Source organism: Tardiphaga sp. vice304, from assembly GCF_007018905.1.
Classification (GTDB): domain Bacteria; phylum Pseudomonadota; class Alphaproteobacteria; order Rhizobiales; family Xanthobacteraceae; genus Tardiphaga.
The window spans coordinates 2,180,603-2,205,452 of sequence record NZ_CP041402.1; the positions used below are offsets into that span (position 1 = coordinate 2,180,603).

The 24,850-nt window shown below is 63.8% G+C and carries 30 protein-coding genes and 1 riboswitch; of the genes, 12 read left to right on the forward strand and 18 right to left on the reverse strand.

Annotated features, from left to right (window positions below; all coding sequences use genetic code 11):
* Positions 1 to 46 precede the first annotated feature (46 nt).
* Positions 47 to 340 (reverse strand): hypothetical protein, encoded by a 294-nt coding sequence (locus FNL56_RS10355; protein WP_143572628.1) that lies wholly within the window; start codon positions 338 to 340, stop codon positions 47 to 49.
* 208 nt (positions 341 to 548) lie between these two features.
* On the reverse strand, positions 549 to 878 hold the full coding sequence (locus FNL56_RS10360; protein ID WP_143572629.1) for a hypothetical protein: 330 nt from the start codon (positions 876 to 878) through the stop codon (positions 549 to 551).
* Between the two features lie 339 nt (positions 879 to 1,217).
* Here FNL56_RS10360 and FNL56_RS10365 point away from each other — a divergent pair, with 339 nt between their 5' ends.
* Together FNL56_RS10365 and bfr are read left to right on the forward strand one after the other, a co-directional pair.
* Positions 1,218 to 1,538, forward strand: a complete 321-nt coding sequence (locus FNL56_RS10365; protein WP_143572630.1) for a (2Fe-2S)-binding protein — start codon at positions 1,218 to 1,220, stop codon at positions 1,536 to 1,538.
* 136 nt (positions 1,539 to 1,674) lie between these two features.
* Complete coding sequence (bfr, locus tag FNL56_RS10370; protein ID WP_143572631.1) at positions 1,675 to 2,160, forward strand: bacterioferritin; 486 nt, start codon at positions 1,675 to 1,677, stop codon at positions 2,158 to 2,160.
* A gap of 141 nt (positions 2,161 to 2,301) precedes the next feature.
* Here bfr and FNL56_RS10375 read toward each other — a convergent pair whose 3' ends face one another.
* The 4 genes from FNL56_RS10375 to FNL56_RS10390 form a co-directional block, all read right to left on the reverse strand.
* Positions 2,302 to 2,844: a hypothetical protein gene (locus FNL56_RS10375; protein ID WP_246660928.1), complete on the reverse strand. Its 543-nt coding sequence runs from the start codon at positions 2,842 to 2,844 to the stop codon at positions 2,302 to 2,304.
* A gap of 85 nt (positions 2,845 to 2,929) precedes the next feature.
* Positions 2,930 to 3,535, reverse strand: a complete 606-nt coding sequence (locus tag FNL56_RS10380; protein ID WP_143577801.1) for an MSMEG_1061 family FMN-dependent PPOX-type flavoprotein — start codon at positions 3,533 to 3,535, stop codon at positions 2,930 to 2,932.
* Positions 3,536 to 3,619: 84 nt separating this feature from the next.
* Positions 3,620 to 4,063: a DoxX family protein gene (locus FNL56_RS10385; RefSeq protein ID WP_143572634.1), complete on the reverse strand. Its 444-nt coding sequence runs from the start codon at positions 4,061 to 4,063 to the stop codon at positions 3,620 to 3,622.
* Between the two features lie 12 nt (positions 4,064 to 4,075).
* Positions 4,076 to 4,321 carry a hypothetical protein gene (locus FNL56_RS10390; RefSeq protein ID WP_143572635.1) on the reverse strand — a complete coding sequence of 82 codons (246 nt, stop codon included), beginning with the start codon at positions 4,319 to 4,321 and terminating at the stop codon, positions 4,076 to 4,078.
* Between the two features lie 249 nt (positions 4,322 to 4,570).
* On the opposite strand from FNL56_RS10390, the gene FNL56_RS10395 reads away from it, so the two are divergent.
* Positions 4,571 to 6,445: a putative bifunctional diguanylate cyclase/phosphodiesterase gene (locus FNL56_RS10395; RefSeq protein ID WP_143577802.1), complete on the forward strand. Its 1,875-nt coding sequence runs from the start codon at positions 4,571 to 4,573 to the stop codon at positions 6,443 to 6,445.
* Positions 6,446 to 6,448: 3 nt separating this feature from the next.
* Here FNL56_RS10395 and FNL56_RS10400 read toward each other — a convergent pair whose 3' ends face one another.
* Positions 6,449 to 6,958, reverse strand: coding sequence for a collagen-like protein (locus FNL56_RS10400; RefSeq protein ID WP_246661528.1), 510 nt, complete (start codon positions 6,956 to 6,958; stop codon positions 6,449 to 6,451).
* Positions 6,959 to 7,011: 53 nt separating this feature from the next.
* Entirely contained in the window at positions 7,012 to 7,206 is a 195-nt protein-coding gene (locus FNL56_RS10405) for a hypothetical protein (protein ID WP_143572638.1), read from the reverse strand.
* A gap of 229 nt (positions 7,207 to 7,435) precedes the next feature.
* On the opposite strand from FNL56_RS10405, the gene FNL56_RS10410 reads away from it, so the two are divergent.
* Positions 7,436 to 8,728, forward strand: coding sequence for a flavin-dependent oxidoreductase (locus tag FNL56_RS10410; protein WP_143577804.1), 1,293 nt, complete (start codon positions 7,436 to 7,438; stop codon positions 8,726 to 8,728).
* Between the two features lie 81 nt (positions 8,729 to 8,809).
* Here FNL56_RS10410 and FNL56_RS10415 read toward each other — a convergent pair whose 3' ends face one another.
* Positions 8,810 to 9,310 carry a YegJ family protein gene (locus tag FNL56_RS10415; protein ID WP_246661659.1) on the reverse strand — a complete coding sequence of 167 codons (501 nt, stop codon included), beginning with the start codon at positions 9,308 to 9,310 and terminating at the stop codon, positions 8,810 to 8,812.
* A 54-nt stretch (positions 9,311 to 9,364) separates the two neighbouring features.
* Here FNL56_RS10415 and FNL56_RS10420 point away from each other — a divergent pair, with 54 nt between their 5' ends.
* Together FNL56_RS10420 and FNL56_RS10425 are read left to right on the forward strand one after the other, a co-directional pair.
* A complete protein-coding gene (locus tag FNL56_RS10420; protein ID WP_143572641.1) occupies positions 9,365 to 9,946 on the forward strand; it encodes a TY-Chap domain-containing protein in 582 nt (193 codons plus the stop codon).
* A gap of 39 nt (positions 9,947 to 9,985) precedes the next feature.
* Complete coding sequence (locus tag FNL56_RS10425; RefSeq protein ID WP_143572642.1) at positions 9,986 to 10,462, forward strand: hypothetical protein; 477 nt, start codon at positions 9,986 to 9,988, stop codon at positions 10,460 to 10,462.
* A gap of 81 nt (positions 10,463 to 10,543) precedes the next feature.
* Here the strand turns inward: FNL56_RS10425 and FNL56_RS10430 are convergent, their stop codons facing one another.
* Positions 10,544 to 11,470, reverse strand: coding sequence for a YiiG family protein (locus tag FNL56_RS10430; protein WP_143572643.1), 927 nt, complete (start codon positions 11,468 to 11,470; stop codon positions 10,544 to 10,546).
* A gap of 204 nt (positions 11,471 to 11,674) precedes the next feature.
* Between FNL56_RS10430 and FNL56_RS10435 the strand changes: the two genes are divergently transcribed.
* The 4 genes from FNL56_RS10435 (at position 11,675) to FNL56_RS10450 (ending at position 14,998) form a co-directional block, all read left to right on the forward strand.
* A complete protein-coding gene (locus FNL56_RS10435) occupies positions 11,675 to 12,352 on the forward strand; it encodes a hypothetical protein (RefSeq protein ID WP_143572644.1) in 678 nt (225 codons plus the stop codon).
* The gene (locus tag FNL56_RS10440; RefSeq protein WP_143572645.1) at positions 12,353 to 12,838 is read left to right on the forward strand and encodes a hypothetical protein; all 486 of its coding nucleotides are present in this window, start codon (positions 12,353 to 12,355) and stop codon (positions 12,836 to 12,838) included.
* 285 nt (positions 12,839 to 13,123) lie between these two features.
* Complete coding sequence (locus FNL56_RS10445) at positions 13,124 to 14,077, forward strand: IS110 family transposase (protein WP_143571863.1); 954 nt, start codon at positions 13,124 to 13,126, stop codon at positions 14,075 to 14,077.
* Between the two features lie 459 nt (positions 14,078 to 14,536).
* Entirely contained in the window at positions 14,537 to 14,998 is a 462-nt protein-coding gene (locus tag FNL56_RS10450) for a hypothetical protein (RefSeq protein ID WP_143581983.1), read from the forward strand.
* A 121-nt stretch (positions 14,999 to 15,119) separates the two neighbouring features.
* On the opposite strand, the gene thiC is transcribed toward FNL56_RS10450, so the two are convergent.
* From thiC to FNL56_RS10480, 6 genes are all read right to left on the reverse strand, one after another.
* Positions 15,120 to 17,048, reverse strand: a complete 1,929-nt coding sequence (gene thiC, locus FNL56_RS10455) for a phosphomethylpyrimidine synthase ThiC (protein WP_143577805.1) — start codon at positions 17,046 to 17,048, stop codon at positions 15,120 to 15,122.
* Positions 17,049 to 17,075: 27 nt separating this feature from the next.
* Positions 17,076 to 17,687 (reverse strand): thiamine phosphate synthase, encoded by a 612-nt coding sequence (locus FNL56_RS10460; protein WP_143572648.1) that lies wholly within the window; start codon positions 17,685 to 17,687, stop codon positions 17,076 to 17,078.
* Positions 17,674 to 18,456 carry a thiazole synthase gene (locus FNL56_RS10465; protein WP_143572649.1) on the reverse strand — a complete coding sequence of 261 codons (783 nt, stop codon included), beginning with the start codon at positions 18,454 to 18,456 and terminating at the stop codon, positions 17,674 to 17,676. Before FNL56_RS10465 ends, FNL56_RS10460 begins: the two co-directional genes overlap by 14 nt.
* 70 nt (positions 18,457 to 18,526) lie before the next feature.
* The gene (gene thiS / locus FNL56_RS10470) at positions 18,527 to 18,724 is read right to left on the reverse strand and encodes a sulfur carrier protein ThiS (protein ID WP_143572650.1); all 198 of its coding nucleotides are present in this window, start codon (positions 18,722 to 18,724) and stop codon (positions 18,527 to 18,529) included.
* Entirely contained in the window at positions 18,715 to 19,731 is a 1,017-nt protein-coding gene (locus FNL56_RS10475; protein WP_143572651.1) for an FAD-dependent oxidoreductase, read from the reverse strand. The genes thiS and FNL56_RS10475 overlap by 10 nt, the downstream gene beginning before the upstream one ends.
* A riboswitch (TPP riboswitch) is annotated at positions 19,719 to 19,859 on the reverse strand. Its footprint overlaps the gene before it by 13 nt.
* Positions 19,860 to 19,914: 55 nt before the next feature.
* On the reverse strand, positions 19,915 to 20,397 hold the full coding sequence (locus tag FNL56_RS10480; protein WP_143577806.1) for a lytic transglycosylase domain-containing protein: 483 nt from the start codon (positions 20,395 to 20,397) through the stop codon (positions 19,915 to 19,917).
* A 104-nt stretch (positions 20,398 to 20,501) separates the two neighbouring features.
* Here FNL56_RS10480 and FNL56_RS10485 point away from each other — a divergent pair, with 104 nt between their 5' ends.
* Entirely contained in the window at positions 20,502 to 22,052 is a 1,551-nt protein-coding gene (locus FNL56_RS10485) for a hypothetical protein (RefSeq protein ID WP_368039339.1), read from the forward strand.
* Between the two features lie 3 nt (positions 22,053 to 22,055).
* Here the strand turns inward: FNL56_RS10485 and FNL56_RS10490 are convergent, their stop codons facing one another.
* Positions 22,056 to 23,381 (reverse strand): ATP-binding protein, encoded by a 1,326-nt coding sequence (locus tag FNL56_RS10490; protein WP_143572653.1) that lies wholly within the window; start codon positions 23,379 to 23,381, stop codon positions 22,056 to 22,058.
* A gap of 1 nt (position 23,382) precedes the next feature.
* Positions 23,383 to 24,120 carry a response regulator gene (locus tag FNL56_RS10495; protein ID WP_143572654.1) on the reverse strand — a complete coding sequence of 246 codons (738 nt, stop codon included), beginning with the start codon at positions 24,118 to 24,120 and terminating at the stop codon, positions 23,383 to 23,385.
* Positions 24,121 to 24,163: 43 nt separating this feature from the next.
* On the opposite strand from FNL56_RS10495, the gene FNL56_RS10500 reads away from it, so the two are divergent.
* Entirely contained in the window at positions 24,164 to 24,841 is a 678-nt protein-coding gene (locus tag FNL56_RS10500) for a hypothetical protein (RefSeq protein WP_368039340.1), read from the forward strand.
* Positions 24,842 to 24,850 lie beyond the last annotated feature (9 nt).

Consider the following 24,850-nt stretch of genomic DNA (forward strand, 5'->3'; position numbering starts at 1 on the left):
GGGTTTTGAATCGCAAGCCGCGCGAGACAGGCGCGGCGATATCAGATCAGTCGCAAACCTCGACCGGACGCGAACGCCAGACGCCACGGTATTCGTCCCAGACGCGCTGGCGGACGATGCGGCAGGCCGGCTCTTCGACATAGACCGGGGCGGGGGCATAGCCGTAAGCGGGGCCCGGGCGGCTGGCGGCGATCGCGCCGCCGAGCAGGGCGCCGCCGATCAGGCCACCGGCAACGCCGGCCGCGATACGGCCGCCGTCGGCACGGGCAGCGGGCATTGCCGAAACCAGCGAGCCGGCAACCGTCGCGACGGCGAGCATGGCGGAAATGGTCTTCTTCATGTCAGATCTCTCCTGAAGGCGCCGCAGGCGACGCGCGGTTATAGGTACTCACGCTAAATTCGGAACGACGATCTCGCTTAAACCGACTATTCGTCAACCCGACGTAAACGTTGCGGACCAGTGTTCCCCAAATAACGGTTTTTTCGGGCCGTTGTCGTCAGAACACACAAATGTTTGCCATTCTGCTGATCCGCCGCGTGATTGTCGACTAGCCGCACACCCGCACGCGGCGAATCCGCCAGCCATAGCCATCCCAGAAGCGCTGGCGCTGCCAGAAGCAGTTGTCATAATAGGAGGGTCCTGCCACGTAGGCTGGGCCACCGTAATAGCCGTAGCGCGGGCCGTAACCCGGACCGGCATAATAGCTCGGACCGTAGCCGTAGTGGGGGGCAGCCAGCGCGCCGCCGATCAGGGCGCCGCCGATGACGCCGGCCGCGATTCCGGCGCCGAGACCGTGCTGCGCGTGGGCAGGGGCCGGAGCCAGGGAGGAGAGAGCCAGGGTGGCAACGGCTGCCAGGGCCATCAGGGTTTTCTTCATGGCATCACCTTCGTGAGGATTTGCAGCAGGTATCTGCTGCGCGGCTATGAAAGTTTCACAGGGCGTTTGAACGATCAATGAATAAACGCGCCGTACTTGGCCCAAACGGCGGCGATGCGGCGGCCGTGAGGTTGCTGAAAGTGTCTGACCGCTGGCGAGCGGCCTCGCCGGATTCGTGGCTGCCAGCAGAGGTCCGTGGACCCGCTCGGGCGCGATCGCTCGCGAGCGTATGGGGACCGTCCTAGTTTGGAATTGCTTGAAAAAGCGTGTTTTCCTTTTGCATCCAGGCCGGCACTTTAATACTCAAAAGGTGCCCAGACCTGCGAGCGTAACTTCTCCATGATCGTTTGTTCCTGCAACGTTTTGTCCGACCACGATGTCCGCAACGCCTGCAGCAGCGCGCAGGCGCCGCGCACGCCGGGCCAAGTCTATGGCTGTCTGGGCTGCAGCCCGCAATGCGGCCGCTGTGCCCGCACCATCAAGAAGATCATGGACGAAGCGCTCGGTGCCTGCGGCAATACGTGCTGCCCTGGCTGTCCGCATACCGCGACCCAGCCGGAACGGCAGCTTCTGGTGCTCGAAACCGTCGAGCTTCAGGTCGAAGTGCACAGCCATTCCCATGCCGCGTCTCCGGACGTCGCCAAACGCGCGGTCGCCTGAGCCGCGTTGATCCAGACCCCGTCTGTACTTGTTCGCCGTCGCGGCAATCTTCGTAGCGAGGGTTGCCCTACGTCCTGTCCTGATTTAGAATCTTTCTAAATCAGAGAGGCTTTGAGCCTCGCAGCAGGAGTTCATCATGCAGGGCGACCCGAAGGTCATCGAATACCTCAACAAAGGCGTGCGTAGCGAGCTGACGGCGATCAGCCAGTATTGGCTGCACTTCCGCTTGCTCAACCATTGGGGCTTGCTCGAAATGGCCAAGGTCTGGCGCAAGGAGTCCATCGAGGAGATGGTCCATGCCGACAAGTTCATCGATCGCATTCTGTTTCTGGACGGATTCCCGAACCTGCAGGTGCTGGATCCGTTGCGTATCGGCCAGAGCGTCAAGGAAGTGATCGATGCCGATCTGGCCGCAGAGATCGGCGCCCGCACGCTCTATCAGGAAGCGGCGACCTACTGCCACAGCGTCGGCGACTACGTCTCCCGCGACCTGTTCGAGCAGCTGATGAAGGACGAGGAACACCACATCGACTTCCTCGAAACCCAGCAGCACGTCATCGAGCGCATTGGCATTGATCTCTATACCCAGAAGCACGTCGGCGGGCTCGAGAGCGAGTACTAGGCGCCAGGTCATTCCGGGATACTTTCCGTTCGGCGAAGCCGAATGGAGCGCAGACCCGGAACCTGGAGCTTTTCTGGACAACACCTCCGGATTCCGGGTTCGCGCGCAGCTAGCGCTGCTATCGCCCCGGAATGACCGTCGTTACGACGTCCGTTTTGCCGGTATGGCCGGCATCGGACAATTCGCGAAGGCGGCCCGGAGTGCTGCCTCCGACCCTTCCAGCGGATATTCCGCGGAGGTTCGCCCCGCGATCAGCGATCGGATGCGGATGTAAAGCCGGCGCGACCCCGGCAATTCGCTAAGGAACGTGGCCAGCGCGGCCGGCTCCTCGATCACGAACATCTGCCGGTCCTTGATGACCCGCGCATCGACATCGGTGTGACCCGGCCTGTCATCGAACCGATAGCCGAACACCGATTCGCGGTCATTGCCGATCTTGAAGGAGAACGAGAACCGCGCCAGCGGCCGGCCATCGAAACAGGTGAGCTGGAAGCCGGAGAGCTTTGGAAAATCCACGTAGCTGTTCGAGCCATAGCCGAACACGGACGCGCTCGGCAGCGGTGCGCCGGTGACGGGGTCGATCTGCTGGGAGATGTACCATTCTCCCGAGCGGGTCTCGCCCGCATTGCTCACATAGATGTCGCGCGCGCAGCCGCCCGACAGTCCCGCGACAATGATACCCATCCACGCAACGCCACGCACCACGCTCTCCCCTCAGCATCGCAAGATTGCAACCTGAAGGCGAATAATGCAAGGGCGAACCATGAGCCTAGAGTTGCTGGCGGTAGGCGGCATCTATCTCGGCCTGGCCGACCGGCTCGCCGATCTGGGTCTGGTCGTGCACGATCTCGGAAATGCTCGGCATCACCGAACGCTTCACCTGTGCCTCGGAGAACCACAGCTTCGAACGCATCAGCGCCTTGCCGCAGTGGAAATACGCCTCGGTCACGGTGATGCGCAGTACCGCCCGCGGCAGCTTGCCGAATTCCTCCATCGAGGCCATCAACTCGGGATCGCGGACCAGTTTCGCCATGCCGCTGACACGCAGGCTGTCGTCGATACCCGGCACGAAGAAGATCAGTTGCAAGAAGCCGCTGCCGTGCAAAAGGTTCTGGAGCGTATCGACGCGGTTGTTGCCGGGGCGGTCCGGCATCAGCAGTTCGCTCGGCGATGTCACCCGGACGAAGCCGACACCGCCGCCGCGCGGCGAGGCATCGACGGTGCCGTCGGGGCCGGAGGAGGCCATCACGCAGAATGGCGACAGGCCGATGAATTTGGCGGAGTGGACGTCGAGCGTCGGCCGCGCCTTGGCAATCACGCGGCCATGCGGTGCGGGGTAGATCGAGCGAAGGTCATCGGCAGCCACTTCGGTCACATGCATTCTCCAGTTACGGCGACGAACGTAACAGCCGGGAGAGATCCGGAACAGCATGGCAACTGAATGGCCGGGATGCGTGCGCTAGCGCGCGTCGGCGCGCCGCGTCCGGCTGCACGGCCAGTCGATGACGTGGGCGCAGTACAGCGCCCACCAGATCAGCACCGGCTGAAACGCCAGGCGCGGTCCGTGGTACCACCAGCTGTTGCCGATCACGGGCATCTCGATGCCCTCGAGCGCATGCGTGAAATTCGCCGGCCAGACGCATAGCGCATACAGCGCCAGCGCCACGCCGGCCCACCGGCGCAGCGGTCGGGTGACCAGCGCGGCGGCGGCGGCGAGTTCGAACACGCCGGTGAGCAGGATGACCGCGGTCGGAATCGGCACCCATGACGGCATGATCAGCAGCAGCTTGTCGGGCACCCAGAGGTGCGCGACGCCCGCCGCGACATAGAACGCAGCCAGCACCCAGCGCAGCGCCGCGCGGGAAGGACCGCGCGACGCCGACGTTTTATCTGCAGTGTTCACGCGCGGGGCGGCTCAGGATTTGTCGACGATCTGGGTGGTGGGACGATCATTGCCCGGGGCGGTTTCCTCGTGCCACTGGCCCTTCTCGTCCTCGAACTGGATCACTTCGGTGCGGCCCGGCACGGTCTGCTCGGTGGCGGCGCGCTTGGCGGCGGCGGCGGCCAGCGCGTGGCTGGCGAAGGGCTCGGAGAACACGGCGCCGACCTTGTAGGCCCAGCCGCCATCATGTTCGACGATCACATAGGTAACTTCCGTCATGGTAGTCTCGCTGTGGTTGTGCGCCCGTAAGCGCCAGAGGGTGGTGTGCAACGCACGAGACGTCGAAATCGACGATATTGATCCGGGATCTTCAGATCCGGGTGAGCGCCACGCCAGACACGGGTCACACGCGGCCCGACGCTGCAATATGGCAGGCGGCGGCGGGTTCGGCAAAGTTAGGCCGTTTCTCGCAATGCAAAGGCAGGTTTTAACGGTATTTTGAGACCCGCGCCTTGATGGTCGCAGCCAATGGAACCCTATCTCAGCGACCTCCGGCCGAGCATTGCCGCCATCATTGCGGCCCGACGCGCGCAATTGGGCGTGCGGCTCTCATCCGCGGCGCTGATCATCTGTATCTTCCAGCTGCAGACCGGCTTGAGCTGGGCACTTGCCTGGGACGTCACATATTTCACTGTGCAACTCGTGGAATATTTCGTTTTTCGCAAGGTCGATGAAACCCGGGCCATGGCGCGCAGCGCGGAACGAGTTTTTTTCGCGCTGACGATGGCCAACAGTGCGGCGTTCACATCGTTCGGCCTGCTGCTTGCCGCCTCCGGCAGTTGGGGCGTGATGTGCGCCGGCATCCTGTGGTCGGGCACGATCGCCCATGTCACCATCAACAGCGGCGGATCCCGTCAAACGCTGCAATGCGCCCTGCTGCCGCCGGTACTGGCCTTCTTCGCCTTGCCGGGATTTATCCTGCGCGACGGCGGCAATCTGACCGACTGTATCACGGCTGTCGCTGCTGGGCTGTTCAGCGGCTTCGGCACTGTTGCGATGTGGAACGTCTATCAAAAGCTGCTGAAGTCGGCGACGCGCGCCCGCGAATTCGGCCGGCAGGCGCAGTTCGATAGCGAGACCGGGCTGCCGAACCGGGCCGCGCTTAACCAGCGCACCGACGAACTGGCATCCACTGCGTCCGGCGTCGTCGTCGTTGCAGCGATCGGCATCGACCGCTTCAGCCATCTGCGCGGTGCCATCGGCCACGCCCCGATGGTCGAACTGATCGCGCAACTGGCCGAGCGTCTGAGCAGCGCCTTCAACGGCATCCCGGTGATGCGGCTGTCGAGCGGGCATCTGGGGCTGGCCTTCGTCGCCCGCGACATGGCGGAGGCCTTCCATCTGGCTGCCACCCTGCAGGGCGCGGTGACGCGGCCCTTGCAACTGCGCGACACCCATGTCGATGTCAGCGTTACCATCGGCCTGTCGGAGGCCGCCGACGCGCTGCAACACGCCGCCGATCTGGCGATCCTGGACCGCGCGCTGATTGCCGTGGAGCAGGCCCGCGAGGCGCGCCGCCATATCGCGAGCTTCGATGCGAAACTCTATGGCAACCCCGGCGCCACGCTGTCGCTGATGAGCGAGATGTCGCGCGCGTTCGACAACGGTCAGATGACCATCGCCTATCAGCCGAAATATGATCTGCGTTCCGGAGCGATCGTCGGTGCCGAGGCGCTGGCGCGATGGGACCATCCGGAGCGCGGCGCGCTGCGCCCGGATCTGTTCGTCGAGATGGCGGAGGAGACCGGCCATATCGGCGAACTGACCGAATGGGTGCTGCGCCGCGCGGTCCGCGATCAGCATCGCCTGCGGGCGGCCGGCTTCAACCTCAGCATTGCCGTGAACTGGTCCGGCCATCTGCTCGACGATGTGGGCTTTACCGATACCGCGCTGGAGATCGCCAGAGGCGCCGCCGGAAAACTATGCCTGGAAGTCACGGAGACGGCGATCATCGGCAACGCCGGACTCGCCCGCCAGACACTGGAGCGGCTGCGTGCGGCCGGCCTGACGATCTCGATCGACGACTACGGCTCCGGCCTGTCGTCGATGGCCTATCTCAAGAACATTCCTGCCGATGAGCTGAAGATCGACAAGGCCTTCGTGCTCAACATGGCGACCGATCCGGTCGACGCCGTGCTGGTCCGTGCCGCCGTCAGCCTCGCCCACAGCCTGGGCCTGCAGGTGGTCGCCGAGGGCGTCGAGCAACAGGCCGCGCTCGACCTGCTCGGCGAGATGGGGTGCGACCTGGCCCAGGGCTATCTGATTGCCCGCCCGATTCCGCTGCAGGACCTCGTGGCCTATCTCGGGGATCGGGCGACCGACCCGGCCAGCGCCGCAGTATAGGGTTTAATGCTTCTTCTTCTTGTGGTGCTTCTTGCCGCTGTCGTCGTCCGGCTGTTTTACGTCATGGGCTCCGGCGTCCTCGACGATCATCGCGGCGACGCGTTCGGCAATCTCCTGCGCTTCGCGCCGTTCGCTGTCTTCGCGCTCTTGCGCCTCCCGCGCGCGCAGCGCGCGGTGCTCTTCCCAGGCGTCGAAGATCAGGTGCAGCCACGGCATCACCTGCTCGATGGACGGCAGCGCGCCGGCGGGCCCCGGCTCGCCGCGGGGGCCCGGCGGGCCTTGCACGCCGGCTTTGCCCTGCGGGCCGGCTTCGCCCTGCTTGCCCTGCGGGCCCGGTTTGCCTTGCGGACCGGGCGCTCCGGGCTTGCCGACGGGGCCCTGCTTGCCCGGCGGGCCGGCTTTGCCGGTGACGCCGGGCTTGCCCGGGCGACCGGGATGGCCCTGCGGTCCGGGAATTCCGGGCTTGCCGTCGGGGCCTCGCGCGCCCGGACGAAGAACGACTTGCTTTGCCACGCTGCTGCTCCCGCTGATTCCTTATCCATCGTAGCAGCAGGGGCATGACGGCTTCAAATCGGCTCGGGGGCCGCCGCCGCGCCGGATGGCTGGTCGCGGCCGACATGGCCGGGACCGTCGGTGGTCGTCCCGGGCTGGGCCATCGGGCGATGGCTGCGGTTGCTGACGCGAAACAGCGTATGCACGGTGCCGCCGACGGTGGCGCAGCCGCCGCGCATGTTGGGCAGGATCAGGGTGGCTTCGCTCATGGTCATTCTCCGTCTGGTTGCACCGGGAGAATGTCCGTCGAATTGTTTGGTTCGTGGTGAACGCTTGTTATGGTTGATGAAAGGTAAACGCGCGTCGACGGGATGCGCCATCGTCATCAACGGGAACACCGGGTTCAAGGCGGCCGGCGGGCCAGGCCTCGGCTTGCTTCGCTTGTCGGGGCTGGCTAGACGAGGGCGCAACCGGGGAAACCGGGCGGAGGAGCGTCTCATGGGAAGCAGAGTGATCATCGCCGGCGGCGGCATCGGCGGGCTGGTGACCGCGCTGACGCTGCACCAGATCGGCGTCCCCTGCGTGATCTACGAATCCAGCCGCGAGATGCGCCCGCTCGGCGTCGGCATCAATCTGCAGCCCAATGCGGTGCGCGAGCTCGGCGATCTCCAGATCACCGAGGCCGATCTCGACCGCGTCGGCCTGCCGGCCCGGGAATGGGCGCTGGTCGGCCTCAATGGCAACGATATCTATTCCGAGCCGCGTGGCCGCGCCGCCGGCTATCGCTGGCCGCAATATGCCGCGCATCGCGGCCGCTTCCACATGCTGCTGCACGACGCCGTGGTGGCGCGGCTGGGACCCGACGCGATCCGGCTCGGCAGCCGTGTCTCCGGCTACGCCAGGACCGCCGACGGCGTCACGGCGCAGATCGAGCGCGCTGACGGCTCCACCTTGCAGGAGCACGGTGCGCTGTTGATCGGCGCCGACGGTATCCATTCCGCGGTGCGCGCCCAGATGCATCCCGCGCAGCCGCCGATCCACTGGGGCGGCGCGCTGATGTGGCGCGGCACCACCTGGGCAAAACCGACCCGCACCGGCGCGTCCTTCATCGGGCTCGGCACGCATCGCCAGCGCGTCGTGCTCTATCCGATATCACAGCCCGATCCGGTGACCGGGCTGTCGATGATGAACTGGATCGCCGAGGTGACGGTCGACAATGCTGAGGGCTGGAAGCAGCAGGGCTGGTTTCGCCAGGTGCCGACCGCCGATTTCGTGCATCATTTCGACGGCTGGGTGTGGGACTGGCTCGACGTGCCCGCGATGATTGGCGCGTCCGACGCCGCGTTCGAGAATCCGATGATCGACCGCGATCCGGTATCGACCTGGCGCGACGGCCCGGTGGCGCTGCTCGGCGACGCCGCGCATGCGATGTATCCGACCGGCTCCAACGGCGCCAGCCAGGCGATCATCGACGCCCGCGAACTCGGCGCCGCGATGGTCGTGCATGACGCCACTGAGGCCGCGCTGGAAGCCTATGACGCCAAGCTGTGCGGCCCGATCTCGCAACTGATCCTGCGCAACCGCGGCGCCGGCCCGTTCGGCCTGTTGAACCTCGTCGACGAGCGCTGCGGTGGCACCTTCGATGATATCGACGACGTGATCCCGCCAACTGAGCGCGCAGCCTTCATGGCCGGCTACAAGTCCGCGGCCGGGTTTGCCATCGAGACGCTGAACGCGGCGCCGCCGACGATTGCGCCGGGGGCGCAGGTGAAGGAGACGGTGGAAGTATAGTCGAGGTGTAGTTCGTAGGGTGGGCAAAGCGAAGCGTGCCCACCCACCCTCGGCCGTCTCATGCAAACCTCTCGACCTTCGTCAGTCCGAACAGTCGAGCCCGTACCGTTTCTTGAGAGCTTCGTATTGATCTGGCGGCTCCTTCGCGAGCAGCGCGCAGCCGGTGTAGTTGCCCTTCCGGCGCTCGCCGATCACATAGGTCCAATCGGCGATGTCCTTCTTCTGGAAGGCCAGCCGGTCTCCGGACGCCAAGTTGCTGAAATTGCGCGGCATGCTGGCGACAACGCCGACGAAGCCGGCGCCGTCCCGCTTGAACGGGTTGACCCAGATATATTCGGCTTGGTCATCGCCGAACGGCAGCCGGATTTTCAGGGAAAATCGACCGGCCCCCGGCGGTGGCGCGCCGGCGATCGCCAGAAACCCGTCCAGCTCCGCTCGTGCCCGCTGCATCGCGGCGGTCACCGCAGGATCGCCCGACTTGACCGAAGCGATGTCGTCGCGCTCTGCCGCGCCAGGTTGCTGGGAGCTGGCCGCGGAAGACAGGGCCGACAGCAAAGCGACGGCCAGAAGATGACGCCACATCACACTCGCCTCGATAAAAAAACAACAACTAGTAGTTGATATTCTGTTCGCGTTATGTTCGAATTGTCAAGGGGTGAGCAACCGGCGCGCAAATTGGCGGGGGAGGCGATGGCAAGATGGCTCCGTTGGATAGCTGCAGCTCTGGCCTTCACGGCGCCGGCCAGCGCCGCCGACAGCTTTGCCGACCTGCAGGCCGCGTATCATTGCGACGTGGTGCGCCGGCTCGAACAGATCTATGCGGCGGGCGATCCCCGCATCGATCTCAACCGCTATCTGGTCATCGACCTGCCGGCGCGGACGCACGCTTATGTGCAGTGCCAGATTTTTGACAATCGCACGCGCATTCATTGCGAAGCATCGTCAGGATTCTGGTTCGCCAAGAAAGGCCAGAAGCGCACCCTCTACCTGCCGCCGCGCGCGGTTGCAGCACTGGCCAAACTTGGCTTCGATACCGACGACCGGGCGGGCAACTTCAATCTCGATCAGTACGTCGACAAATCCGCGAATTTTCATCCGCTCGCAGATCTCATGCTGCGGGCTTTGCATGACGGCTACGGCGCGCGCAGCGACATGAAGCTGCTGTTCAACGCACCGTTTGCGCCGGCCACGCCGGAGAGTTGCATACCGGTCAGCTGAGATCCTGCCCGCGCCAAGGGCCCACGATGGAGACGATGAATGTCGATGGAAATCTATGTTCTGTCAGATCGCCAATTGTCCTCGATGGAGGCTTGGCAAACGGCGGTGGAGCAATCCGGTGTGTCGCTGCGGCTGTCTCCCGCGACGCCTTTCGCGGACTTGCACGGAGCGTTGCCGGTCGTGCTCGACCAACGCCCGACGGCGTTCGAATGCGATCACTGCAACGCCAGGGAATTGATGGAGGATCCGCCCGCGGAGGTCGGGTTCGACCGCGCATGGGCTTACGCGCTGGCGTTTCGATGGGGTGCGGATATCTATGCTGGCGCCTCCGCCTATGCGGCAGCGGCGGCTTACGCCGCTGCAACGGACGGCGTCATTCTCGATTGCGAGGAGGGACAGTTCATCTCGGCACAGCGGGCCGTCGAGATTTCCCGCGAACTGGCGCAGAGCCAGCCGATGATTGACGAAGCCGTACGGCGAGTTCTGGAATTGTTTAAAAAGCAAGCCCCGCAATAGAGCGCAGCACGCCCGCCCCGAGCGACTGGCGCTCATATCCGCCAGTCTCGCCTGTCACCCCGCTCCTACGCGCTACGCCTGCTACATCCTGGCGCCGCTGTTGTAGGCGTCGACCAGCTGGTTGTAGTCGCGCAACAGCCGCGGCGGCGAGCCCTGGACCATCCAGCCAGAGCCGGTCCCGCTCAGCATCATCTTGTCGCCGGACGAGTAGGGCACCTTGTCGCGGATCCGGCGCATCAACTGCTTGGCCGTGGTCAGGAACGATTTGGCTTGGCTGATGAACATCGAACCGACCTTGGCGTCGCCCGAAGCACTCGACGCCTCGATGGCCTGGACAGTGGCCTCATAGGCCTCCAACGCCTTGGTGATTGCCGCGATGTCGGGGCTCGTCGTGTCCTCCGCGCGCAGCACGCGCTTGGCGTCGATCATCAATGCTGCCACGTGATAGCGCGCGCTGCGGCCTTCCTTGGCTTCGATCGCCACCAGTTCCTCGGCCTTGCGCTTGTCGTTGATCGCCTCGACGCCGTCGCGAAGATTCTTGTCGGCGCTCGCAAAGGCGTCCCACGCCGCGACCAGGCGCGGATGCAGGGCACGGCCCTTGGCCATCTTGTCGTCCTTGTAGTTCTCCTGCGTGTAGTAGTCGTCCGCTTCCTTGAGCAGCGGCGCCAGCGTGGTCACGGCTGTCACATAGGCGGTCGCGGCCGCTTCCAGCGCGGCATCGCGCGGTTCCAGCGCGTTGGCCGCCTCGGCCTTCTTCTGGCAATCCGCGGTGTCGTAGATCGTGTAGAGCCCGTAGACGATGCGCTCTTTGCCGGTCGGCCCGTTCTTGCCGACCCAGCTGAAATAGCGCGCCCGGGAATCGAGCGCGCGCGCCGACAGCCGGTTGATGCAGCCGACATAGGCATTGAGCTTTTCGGTGGCGGGAGGGGTCTGGGCCGATGCGGAACCGCCTGATATCGCCGAGGCAAGGACGAGCGCGGTGGCGATCGATGCGCGAATGGTCGTCATGAATTGTTCTCCAGCAGTTTTCAGCCTTGCATTAGAGAGGGGATATCAATCCTGAGGTGATCTGCAAAGCAACTGGAACGCGATGCCGCGGGGAGCGCTCAGTCATTTCTGACCTCGCGTTTTCTCGTTGTCGCACCGGTGAGTAAAAATTAACAGTAGGACTATAATCTAATATAGTGCTGATTTCAACATATGGAAAGCATCATGGATGAGTTGCTTGAAATGAGACGAAACATAGCGCTCTGGAAAGGCGAACTCAGCGCGATCAAGACGGAATTGATCTCTCGTCGCATCATGTGCGCAGCAACAAAAGCTGGATACAATCCGAACGAACCCCGCGACGAGCGCGGTAGATGGACGAGTGAAGGTGGGGTGGAGGTTACCACCTCGTCGGGTTTCCTGACCGGGATTCCTGCAATCGACCAAACCTCGCAGGCGCTTAGCGAAACCTTGGTCCGTGTCATGGAGTTGCTGGATTATTTGCCCACAATGAGCCCCTCGCAATACGGCACCGCGGTTCATGGTGCGTTTGCGCTCGCATTGTGGTGGCAGGACCTTCCCGGCGTTGGAGATATCGAGAGGAGTTTCAGTCTCGATACGCTTGATCCATATTACGGGATGGCTGGGACGATCCGGACGGACGCCACGCTGCGCAACGTGCAGGGTGATGTCATCGCGATCTATGACGTAAAAACCGGCGACGCAAGAATATCGCCAGCAAGGGCGAACCAACTGCGCGAGTGGACCCGCGCTGCGCCGGGTACGCCGGTTTTCGAGCTGAATGTGGTGCGCGGCATTACGCGGAAGGGCAAGAGATGGATTTCTTCCTGTTCACTTTATCTGGCGCCGGCGATCGCGCCATTGACACGAGGGAGACGGTGAATGTCGATGGAAATATATGTTCTGTCAGACCGGCGGTTAGCGTCGGTGGATGCCTGGCAAAAGGCTATCGACGAGGCCGGCCTTCCGCTGCGGCTGTCCGGCGCCACGCCGTTTGCTAAACTGCACGGCGCACTGCCGGTTGTGCTGAACCGACGCCAGACGGCATTTGAATGCGATCACTGCAAGGCGAGGGAGTTGATGACAGAAACGCCAAGTGTCGATTTCGGCCGTGCGTGGACTTACGCGCTGGCGTTTCGATGGGGCGGCGACGTTTATGCCGGCGCGTCCGCCTATGCGGCGGCGGCGGCCTACGCAGAGGCAACAGGCGGGATTATTTTCGATTGCCAGGAAGGAAAGCTCATCTCTTTGCAGCAGGCTGTCGACACTTCACGCGAGCTGCCGCAGAGCCAGTCCGTAGTGGACGAAGCGATACGGCACGTAATTGAGCAGTTTAAAAAAGAGAACCCGCGTAGAAACAAGCCATAAGCCCGCGGCGGATGAGCAGAGCGTCATCCGCCGCCTCGTCGCGAAGGCGGCGGGTTAGCTTCGGCTAACCCGCCCTTGTAATAGCAAATCGGGATATTGTCAGCTCGTTCCGAGAGGAATGCTCTGCCGCGGACGGCCATCCGCGGCAGAGCGGCTGGCGATCGGATCGTATCCGCCCTGAGTCGTCTGAGACTGCCCCGTAGCGGGATCGCGCCAGCTCCTTCATCGGACCCGGATGGTTGCCGGAACAAGTTGGTTCGCTTCACAAGGCAGGGGTCGACGAAGATGACGAACAATAACACGGAAACGGCCGGCATCGATACGGCCAAAGACAAGCTCGACATTGCGGTGCATGGCCGGGAGCAGCGATGGCAGGTGCCCAACGTAGCGGCGGGATGGCGGCAGTTGGCGGCCGATCTCGGTAAGGCAGGCGTCACCAAAGTCGGTATCGAGGCCACCGGTGGTTATGAACGTGGCGTGGTTACGCATTTGCGCACCAAAGGCTTCGTCGTGCTGGTGCTGCAGCCGATCCAGGTCAAGAACTTTGCCAGGCTGCATCTGCGGCGCGCCAAGAACGACGCCCTGGATGCCGTGCTGGTCGCCGCCTGCGCGGCGGTGCTCGATCCTCCATCTGTCGACGCGGATCCAAGGCTCACGGAGCTGGCAGATCACCTGACCTTCGTCGAACAGATCGAGGAAGACATGGTCCGCCTCAAGACTCGGCTCGAACATATCGACGAGCCACGACGGCGGCGTCTGGTCCTCAACGACATCGATCGGCTGAAGGCGCGCCGAGCCACCGAACTCCTACGAATCGCGGGCCAACTGCGCGACCATCCGGATCTGGCGCGGCGCCTCGATCTGGTGCTCAGCGTCCCCGGCATCGGCGAGCGGACTGCGCTGGCGCTGATCATCCGCATGCCTGAGCTCGGCCAAATCAGCCGGGAGAAGGCGGCAGCTCTTGCCGGCCTTGCGCCGTTCGACGATGACAGCGGCAAGCATAGGGGGCAGCGCCACATTGCAGGTGGTCGAAGCCGCCTGCGTCGCTCGCTGTTTGCTGCGGCGCTGCCGGCCTCGTTCCGCTGGAACAAGGCCCTGTGCGCGCTCTACGAGCGCCTGAAAGCCCGCGGCAAGGCCCACAACGAGGCGCTCATCGCCTGCGCTCGCAAGCTCCTCATCTACGCCAACACCGTCGTCGAGCGCGGCACGCCATGGGTTGAAAAGCAGGCCGCGCTTTAATGGTTGCTACGGACTGTATCGGTGTCTGGCGCGGCAGAGCAACGAAACCGGCTGGTGTCCAGCGCTAGGCATGGTCAGGTGAACAGCTGCGCGGCAAAGTCTGACGCGGAGTAGCGTGGGAGCTTCTGGTATTGTCAGGTCTATCGGATGTCGCACAGTTCGTAGTTCGATCGCGGCACGAAGGATATTCTTCGCTGCTGTGCAAACTGCGCGGTGCCATTACGTTGAAATCAGTTCGATCTAAAACAGAAGTTCATTCTTGGTTGTGCGGGCTGTAGAAACCGTTTGATGAAGCGGGCAGTCATTTTTGCAGTCAGAAAAACATCATGGAGCATCTCAATTTCAGGTTTCGCGACGAAGGAAAATATGTAATATTTTACCAATGTCTATAATCCAAACTCCGCCACGCAGGCCGGCGCAGTCAAGAGCAGCTGGAATCAAAAGTTTGAAATTAGCAACTTGCATGCCGAAGGTATGTTGGGCGTGACCGATGTGGCAAGTCCTATGGCCTTACGTTTCGAGCAAGATTTTCGGTTCATGTATCTGCTCGTGGTATCGGCCATTATCTTTCTAGTTTTTAGCCTGCTTAAAATGCTGAAGTATCGAGCGTCTTGGTACTTTTCGATCAGTGCGCCGGGCGCGTTTATATTACCTGCTTATTTTGCTTATTCCATCATTGGCAATTGGCCCAACTGGTACGAATTGATCGTGATCTGGTTAAAGGGGCTTCCAATATTGATGTTTCTTTTTCCGGTGTTTTGGATATTTCCAATCATTCTTGCCAAGCAGATTTGTAGCTTGAGGGCGTCTCGTTTTGTCTTAATGAATCTCGCGTCCTTAGCGAATTGTGCAGTGCTCGTTGGCCTGTATGTCTGGTGTGACGTAGCTCGTGCCTTTGTTATCTTCTACATTGAAAGATAGTTTTTGGCTGGGAGGGGGATTTAGCCCGTAGCCCGTAGGGCGGATTAGCGCAGCGTAATCCGCCGCCTCGTCGCGAAGGCGGCGGGTTACGCCTTCGGCTAACCCGCCCTACGCTCGTTGCTCACAGCACCTTGTTGCTCGCCTTCACGGCTTCGGCCTGCACGTAGACCTGCTCGCCCATGTCCTTGAACTTCTGGCTCATGGTGGCCATGCCGTCCTCGATCACGCCGGAGATCGACATTCCCATCGAGCCTGCGCCGCCCAAATTCAGCGCCGCCTTCTCGTTGTCGCCCAAAGTCGCCGCGTAGTCGCGGACGTCCTGGGTGATCTTCATCGAGCAGAATTTCGGCCCGCACATCGAGCAGAAATGCGCGACCTTGTGGGCATCCTTCGGCAGCGTCTCGTCGTGATAGGCGACCGCGGTTTCGGGGTCCAAGCCGAGGTTGAACTGGTCCTGCCAGCGGAAGTCGAAGCGCGCGCGGGACAGCGCGTCGTCGCGCAGTTGAGCGGCGGGATGGCCCTTGCCGAGATCGGAGGCGTGCGCCGCGATCTTGTAGGTGATGACGCCGACTTTCACGTCGTCGCGGTTGGGGAGACCCAGATGCTCCTTCGGCGTCACGTAGCACAGCATGGCGCAGCCGAACCAGCCGATCATCGCGGCCCCGATGCCGGAGGTGATGTGGTCGTAGCCCGGCGCGATGTCGGTGGTCAAAGGCCCGAGCGTGTAGAACGGCGCCTCGCCGCATTCCTTGAGCTGCTTGTCCATGTTGATCTTGATCTTGTGCAGCGGCACGTGGCCGGGGCCCTCGATCATCACCTGGCAGCCCTTGGCCCATGCGATCTTGGTGAGCTCGCCCAGCGTCTCCAGCTCGGCGAACTGCGCGCGGTCATTGGCGTCCGCGATCGAGCCGGGGCGAAGGCCGTCGCCGAGCGAGAACGACACGTCGTATTTGCGCATCAGGTCGCAGATCTCTTCGAAATGCGTGTAGAGGAAGCTCTCCTTGTGATGCGCGAGGCACCACTTCGCCATGATCGAGCCGCCGCGCGACACGATGCCGGTGACGCGGTTGGCGGTGAGGTGGATGTAGGGCAGGCGCACGCCGGCGTGGATGGTGAAGTAGTCGACGCCTTGTTCGCACTGCTCGACCAGCGTGTCGCGGTACAGCTCCCAGGTCAGCTTCACCGGATCGCCGTCGCACTTCTCCAGCGCCTGGTAGATCGGCACGGTGCCGATCGGGATCGGCGCGTTGCGCAGGATCCATTCACGCGTGGTGTGGATGTTGCGGCCGGTGGAGAGGTCCATCACGGTGTCCGCGCCCCAGCGGATCGACCACACCATCTTGTCGACTTCCTCCTCGACCGACGACGTCACGGCAGAGTTGCCGATATTGGCGTTGATCTTGGTCAGGAAGTTGCGGCCGATGATCATCGGCTCGAGTTCGGCGTGGTTGATGTTGCAGGGGATGATGGCGCGGCCGCGGGCGATTTCGGAACGCACGAATTCCGGCGTGACGAAAGCCGGCAGCGCCGCGCCGAAGCTCTCGCCGTCGGCCAATGCGGCTTCGGCGCGTTCGAGCTGCACCTTGCGGCCGAGATTCTCGCGCTCGGCGACGTAGATCATCTCCTTGGTGATGATGCCCGCGCGCGCGAACTCATACTGCGTGATCATCGCATCGCCCACGCCGCGCATCGGCTTGTGATAGGCGGTGAAGGACTTTGCGGCATGTGCTGCGCCGACATTGCCGTTGTCTTCCGGCTTGACGTCGCGGCCCTGATATTCCTCGACGCCGCCGCGCTCCATCACCCATTTGGCGCGCGGGCGGGGCAGGCCGGCATTGACGTCGATGACGACGTTCGGATCGGTATAGGGGCCGGAGGTGTCATAGACCGGCAGGTCCGGCTCGCCGGCGCCCGGGGACAGAATGATCTCGCGGATCGGCACGCGCAAATCGGGCGCGCTTTCCGGGATCGCATAGACCTTTCTCGACGACGGCAGCGGGCCGGTGGTGACGGCGGGGCGGGTGGTGTCGGGATTGGAGCGTATGTTCATGGGGTATCCTCCGTTATCGTTCTTGATTTAAGCGGCGGCTTCGGCGGACGCGCCGAGCCAGTTCTTGACGCGCGTATCGGGATCGGCGTTCTGCGTGACGTCGCTGACGACGGCGATGCTATCCGCGCCGGCGGCAAAGATTTCCGCGGCCTGTTCGAGCTTGATGCCGCCGATCGCGACCAGCGGGAGGGCGCCGATGCGCTTCTTCCACACCGTGAGTTTCGGTATGCCCTGCGGCGCGAAGCGCATCGATTTCAGCGTGGTCGGAAAGATCGGGCCGAGCGCGATGTAGTCGGGCTGCGCACGCAGCGCGGTTTCCAACTCCTCGTCGTCATGCGTCGAGAGACCAAGCGTCAGCCCGGCCTTGCGGATCGCTCCGACGTCGGCTTCGGCGAGGTCTTCCTGGCCGAGATGCAGATGCTTGGCGCCGAGGTCGATCGCGACGCGCCAGTAGTCGTTGACCACAAGCTTCGTCGCGGTGCCCGCGGTCACCGCCAGCGCCTCGCGAAACAGCGCCGTGGCGGCGGCGTCGTCGAGGTCCTTGGCGCGGAGCTGCACGGTGCCGACGCCGAGCGCCGTCAGGCGCTTGACCCAGGCCACGGTGTCGACGACGGGATAGAAGCGGTCAGGATACGGCATGCCAGAACGGGGTCCCGATGACTGGAGTGGAGGGAGAGGCGAAATCGCGCGGGCCCATCAGGCCGGCCTCATAGCCGGTGCGCCCGGCCTCGACGCCGAGCCGGAACGCGCGGCCCATCGCGACGGGATCGGCGGCCTTGGCGATCGCGGTGTTGAGCAGCACGGCGTCATAGCCGAGCTCCATCGCTTCGGCGGCGTGGGACGGCGCGCCGAGACCCGCATCGACCACCAGCGTGGCATCCGGCAGGCGGTCGCGCAGCAATTGCAGCGCGTTGCGGTTGGTGATGCCGCGCGCCGAACCGATCGGTGCCGCCCACGGCATGATCACCTTCACGCCGGCATCGACCAGCCGCATCGCGGCGCTCAGATCCTCGGTGCAATAGGCGAACACTTCGAAGCCGTCCTTCATCAGGATCGCTGCGGCCTCGACGGTGCCGACCACGTCGGGCTGCAGCGTGTCGTTGTCGGCGATCACTTCGAGCTTGATCCAGGGTGTGTCGAACAATTCGCGGGACAGTTTTGCGGTGGTCACCGCATCGCGCACGGTGCGGCAGCCGGCGGTGTTGGGCAGGATGGAGACGTTGAGTTCGCGGATCAGGGACCAGAACGCATCGCCTGTCTTGCCGCCCGCGGTCTCGCGGCGCAGCGACACCGTGACGATCTGTGCGCCGGAGGCCTGGATGGTCTGCTGCATGATCGCCGGCGACGGATACAGCGCCGAGCCGATCATCAGGCGGGAGGTGAATTCCTTGCCGTAGAGATTCAACATGGTCGTGACCTTAGGTCGTCGGATCGTTCGGGCTGGATTTGAAATAACAGGGGGAGGGGGTCCAGCATCCTCAACCTCCCTGCCGCGGAGAAATGATCTCGATCTGGTCGCCGCTGTTCAGCGGCGTCGTCGCCCAGGCGCTGCGCGGCAGCACGTCGTAATTCAGCGCGATCGCAAAATGCGTGCCCTCATAGTCCAGCTCCGACAGAAGCGCATCGACATGCGAGGCGGTGATGTCGCGCACTTCGCCGTTGACCGTTACGCGCATTGCATCACCTCATTGTCGATTTCGCCACGCGCGACATAGGCCAGCGTCAGCTCGGCCAACGCCGGCGCCAGCAGGAAGCCGTGGCGATAGAGTCCATTCACTTCGATGCGATCGCCGTCGATGACGATGCGCGGTAAATTGTCGGGGAAGGCCGGCCGCAGCCCGGAGCCGATTTCGAGAATGCGGGCTTCGGCAAAGGCCGGGTGCACGGCATAGGCGGCGCCCAGCAGCTCCAGCGCCGAGCGCACGCTGACGCCGTTGTCCTCGGCTTCAATCGAGGTGGCGCCGAGCATGAAGCAATGATTGGCGCGCGGAATCACATAAAGCGGCCAGCGCGGATGCATCAGCCGGACCGGGCGCGACAGCTGCACTTCGTCGGTCTCGATCAGGATGATCTCGCCCTTGACGCCGCGCAGCGCCGGCTGGCGGTCGCGCGCAAAAATGCCGCGGCAGTCGATCACGGTGCCCGGCAGGTCTTCCGGATGCTGTTCGCTATTGAATTTGATCGTGCCGCCCAAGGCTTCAATCTGCGCATGCAATTGCGGCAGCGCGCGGCGCGGCTCGACATGGCCTTCGTCGGGATAGAACAGCGCGTCGCGGTAGCGGCCGTCCAGCGACGGCTCGAGCTCGGCCAGTGCTGCGGCATCGAGCCTGGTGTGGCCGGAGGTCATCTTCGCGAAGCGATCATAGTCGGCGCGGTCGCGGGCATGCGCGACCACCAAGGAGCCGTTGAACTGCGCGTCGGGCAAAGCCTGCCGCCACAGATCCAGCGCGCGAATGCCGAGTCGGGAGACCACGGGTTCGGAGACCTCGGCCTCGCACCATGGCGCCAGCATGCCGCCGGCCCAATGGCTGGTGGCGTCGAGCATTTCGGGGCCGCTGCGTTCGTGCAGCGTCACCTGGTGGCCGGCTTTGGCGAAGGTCAACGCCTGCCATGCGCCGGCAATGCCGGCGCCAATCACTGCGATGGGGGATTCCCCACGCGCCACTTGCGAGTTCTGCAACATCCCTGTCCCTTCGCCGGCATGACCCGGATCAGGTTCAAAGGGTCACCGCGGTCTCGCACGTCCCTGCCGAATGCAGTTGCGAGCTTGCGGTATCTCAGCTCCTCGTCGGAGCTCCCCTCGGAACGCCTCTAATGTAAGCCGATGGGCGCGGGTGTCAACGCGGGCCGGCGGCTCCTGCACCGATTAGGGCGTCGGAACCTGCGCGCTGGCACTGGCGCTGGTCAACTCGTCGAGCCGCGGGATCGCCAGGAACGGCCCGGTCTTGCCGCGCTGGCGCTTGGCGGCATAATAATAGCCGCCGGCATAATACGACACGGCGCGGTTATGATCGCCATTGGCCGCGCGAAAGGCGCCGGCCAGATATTTCACGGCGTAAGTGAGATTGGTCTCGGGATCGCGCAGCCCTTCGGCGGTGCCGGTGTAGCCGAGCCCGCGCGCGGTGCCGAGCTTGATCTGCATCAGGCCGATGGTGCCACCGCGGCCGATCAGCGAGGGATGATATTTGCTCTCGCGCACGATGACCCGGTGCACCAGGTCTTCCGGCACGCCATTGGCTTTGGCGTGAGTGGCGACCATCGCCTCATAGGCACTGCGCTGCTGCGCTTTCGCGGACTGCGGAACCAGCGTTACGGCGATGAGCCCCGCCAGGGCAACGATACTGCGCATCAATCGGCCTCGAGATCTAGCAATCGGCAACCGGCCAGCGGCCTGGTGTCGATGTCCTGGACTGGCCGTTTATGGCGCGAATGACTCCATAATGTGGCAATGAATTGGGTTCCATTTACCTGAAATTATGCCTGCCGTGGTTCGCTGCCGGTCCGATCCCGCTTGCACCGCCCAAGGCCGCCATGACGATCGCCGTCCCTCATGCCGTTGCAGAAGCCCGTCCCGGGCGGTTGCCGCTATGGGTCGGCCTCGGGGTCTATGCGCTGGCGCTGTTGGCCGGCAGCCAGTTGCTCAACGATCCCGACACCTATTGGCAGATCAGTGTCGGGCAATCGATTCTCGACCACCGCGCGGTGCCCACCATCGATCTGTATTCCTTCACGATGCGCGGCCAGCCGTGGGTCTCGACGCAATGGCTGTCGCAGGTGCTGTTCGCCGGAGCCTATGGCGCGTTCGGCTGGACCGGTCCGGTCGTGCTTACGGCGACGGCGGTTGCGGCCACCTTCGCGCTGCTCACCCATTTTCTCCACCAACGCCTTGTCGAGAGCACGACGCTGATCTTCGTCATGGTGGCGCTGGCCTTGATGCTGGACCATCTCCTGGCGCGGCCGCATGTGCTGGCGATGCCGGTGATGGTGGCCTTCGTCGGCGGGCTGGTGGCGGCAATGGACCGCCGCGGCGCGCCGTCCCTCGCCTTGCTGCCGCTGATCGCGCTGTGGGCCAATCTGCATGGCGGCTTCGTGCTCGGCCTGGCGTTGATTGCCCCATTGGGCATCGATGCGATCGTTCACGCGGAGGCCCGCCTGCAGAAGGCGCTGCTGCTGCGCTGGGTGCTGTTCGGCGTCGCCGCCTGCGCTGCCTGTTGTCTCACGCCCTATGGCTGGGACTCGCTGCTGGCGGCGCGGCGCATCCTCAATCTCGGCGCCGCGCTGGCGATGATCGGTGAATGGCGCGCGGCCGATTTCGGCCATCCGGGCCCGCTCGAGCTGACCGTGCTGGCAGGCTTTGCGCTGGTGCTGTGGCGCGGCGTCACGCTGCCGCCGATGCGGATCGTGCTGGTGCTCGGCTTCGTCTTCATGGCGCTCAGCCATGTCCGAAATGCCGAAGTGCTGGCCCTGCTGGCGCCGCTCGTGCTGGCCAAACCGCTCGGCGAGCGGGTAGGGCGCGGGTCGGCTGCGGAGCCTGCAGCGCCGCGCCGCCTGCTGTTTGCCGGGGTCGCGATCGGCCTGCTGACGTTCATCATCGCATCGATACAAAATTATGCGCCGTATGACCGCAGCTCGCCGGCCGCCGCCGTCACCGAGCTCAAGAAGCACAACCTTGCGCGCGTGTTCAACGATTATGATTTCGGCGGCTACCTGATCTGGCGCGGCGTGCCGACCTTCATCGACGGCCGCACCGAACTGTTCGGCGAGAAACGGATGGTCGACCACAACAACGCCAGCGGCCTTTCGGAGCCGGATAACCTGTTCCGGCTATTGCGCGACCACGACATCGAGGCGACCCTGCTGCGCACGCAGAGTGCGGCGACCAAACTGCTGGATCATCTGGATGGCTGGCAGAAAGTGTATTCCGACGATATCGCGACGATTCATTTGCGCAAGGCAGGTGCGGTGCATAGCGTCGAGCCGGTGGTGAACGTCGACAAGAAGTGAGAGCTACGCCGCCTTCGCTTCCTTTACCGGCAGCGTGATGCGCACGATCAGGCCGTTCGGCTGGCGGTCGTGCAGCGTGATCTCACCGCCATGGGCGACCACGATCGCACGGGCGATCGAAAGGCCGAGGCCGAAGCCCGAGGCTTCATGGTCCATGTTGCGGGCGTTATCGCCGCGCACGAAGGGCTGCAGCATCGCATTCTTCTGCGCGTCGGTGATGCCGGGGCCGTCGTCCGCGACCTCGATCGTCGCGCAGGTTGGCGAGATCGCCAGGCTGATGCGGGCCTCGGCTCCGAACTTGATCGCGTTCTCGACGAGGTTGGTCACCGCACGGTGCAGATCGTCCGGCCGCGCCATCGCCATCGCATGCGGCGGGCCGTCATAGCTGACCGCATGACCGACGTCGGCGAACTGGTCGGCGATCAGTTGCAGCGTGGTCGCGATATCGGTCAGCGTCAGCGCTTCCAGCTTGCGGTCATTGCGCAGGAACGACAATACCGCCTCCAGCATCGCCCGCATCTGGTCGAGGTCGCGCAGCATGTGCTGGCGGTGGCCATCATCCTCGATGAATTCGGAGCGCAGCCGCAGCCGGGTGATCGGCGTGCGCAAATCGTGGCTGATCGCGGCGAGCATCTTGGTGCGGTCGTCGATCAGCGTCGAGATGCGCGCGCGCATCCGGTTTAGCGCACGCGCCACCGAGCGGATTTCTTCCGGTCCGCGCTCCGGCAGCGGCTCGGCGGCCCCGTCCAGGCTGAAATCTTCTGCCGCCTGCGCAAAGGATGACAGAGGCGCGGCCAGGGCGCGCGCGGCCCACAGGCCGAGCAGGGTCAGGCTGATGATGATGAACAACAGCGTGGCAAGCAACGGGCCGCTCCAGAACGGGCGCTGTCGCCGCTCCGGCTCTATCTTGACGGACAGCAAAGCGCCATCGGGCAGCGCGATTGTGATCCGGTCGCGCGGTTCGCCGGCCAGCGTGAATAGCCGGGTGTCGCTGCCAAACATTCCGCGCAGCGTGCGCCGCGGGTAGGAGACATCATGGTCGGGCGTCATCGTGGTCCCGGCGGCGATCGCCTTGATATCAAACTGCGGAAAGGTAGGCTGCATGCGAGACAGCATGGCTGTGCGCTCCGGCAGCGGTGTTGCCGCCACCAGCCGGATCAGCGCCGTCAATTCACTTGTGCCGCGATCAAAACCCGGATCGTTCAGGTCGGGACGCAGCAGCAGAAAGGTCGCCGTGGCGATGACATGGATGGCGACGATCGACACCACGACCAGCGCGGCGATCTGGCCGCTGATCCGCTTCAGGTTGAGGATGTCGAACCGCTTCATCTCAATGCGCGGCGGCTGTGGCGATTGCCTCGACTTCCGGGGTGAACATGTAACCGCCGGAGCGCACGGTCTTGATCAGGGTCGCCTCCTGCGGATCGACCTCGATCTTGCGGCGGATGCGGCTGACCAGCACGTCGATGCTGCGTTCGAACGAGCCGGCGTTGCGGCCCTGCGTCAGGTCCAGCAGGCTGTCGCGCGACAGCACGCGGCCCGGGCGCTCGCAGAACGTGCGCAGAAGGTCGAATTCGGCCGAGGTCATGGCCACGCGGGCGCCGCCGGGGTTGCGCAGCTCGCGCAGCCGGAAGTCGATCTGCCAGCCCGCGAATGCCAGCGCGGTCGCATGCGGCATCGCGCTGGCGTTGAGCGCCGACGCCTGCCGCCGCAGCACGGCATTGATGCGCGCCAGCAATTCGCGCGGGTTGAACGGCTTGGGCAGGTAATCGTCGGCGCCCATTTCGAGGCCCAGAATTCTATCGACGTCTTCGCCGCGCGCCGTCAGCATGATGATCGGCACCTGGGACTGGGCGCGGACGCGGCGGCACAGCGTCAGGCCGTCTTCGCCCGGCAGCATGACGTCCAGGATCAACAGATCGACCCGGTGGTCCGCCATGGCCTTGTCCATCTCGCGGCCATCGGCCGCGGTCGTGACATTGCATGAGTTGGTGCGCAGATACTTTGCGATCAGCGTACGGGTTTCGCGGTCGTCTTCGACGACCAGAATATTCGGGGAGGATGCCATGCGGACTCTTTTGGCCGTGTTTTCAGGCGCGTGCTGAAGATTTTTGTTTCGTCATGTTGCTGAAGCGGCTTCTGCAACAGCAGGCAACATGTCGGTGGGGCCACAACAAGGCTTGATTAACCATGCGGGCGACAGGGTGCCGGTGTTGTCCAAGCCACTGGAGCCTAGCATGACCCCGATCTCCGCCTCAAGCAGCAGCGCCTATCTGACGCCACTACAGAAACTGCAGCAGGAGCTGCAGGCCGAACTCACCTCCGGAAAAGTCAACGCAACGGATTCCGACGCGCTGTCGTCGGCGCTCGCCGAGATCGACAAATCTTTGAAGAGCGACGCTTCGAGCCAATCGGGCGGCGCGGCATCGAAGCCGGCCGATCTCAAGACGGCGATCGACGACCTGATCGACGCTCAGGTCGCCAGCGGCAAGCTGACGTCGGATCAGGCGACCGAATTGCAGGGCGTGTTCAAGGCTGCGTTCGCCGGAGGTCCCGGCGGAGCAGGCGGCCCGCCGCCGGGTCCGCCGCCGGCGGACAATTCCAGCACCGACGCGACCGACGCCACCGCTACGACGACCGATCCCGAAACGGCGCTGCAAAAACTGCTCGAGACATTGCAGGAGTCGTTGGCCGCAACATCAGCCGGTTCGTATAGCGCGACCGGCAATAGCGCCTCGGCGACCAGCAAGTCATCCTTCTCTGCGCTGCTGATCAATTATACGAGCTGAATTAATTGA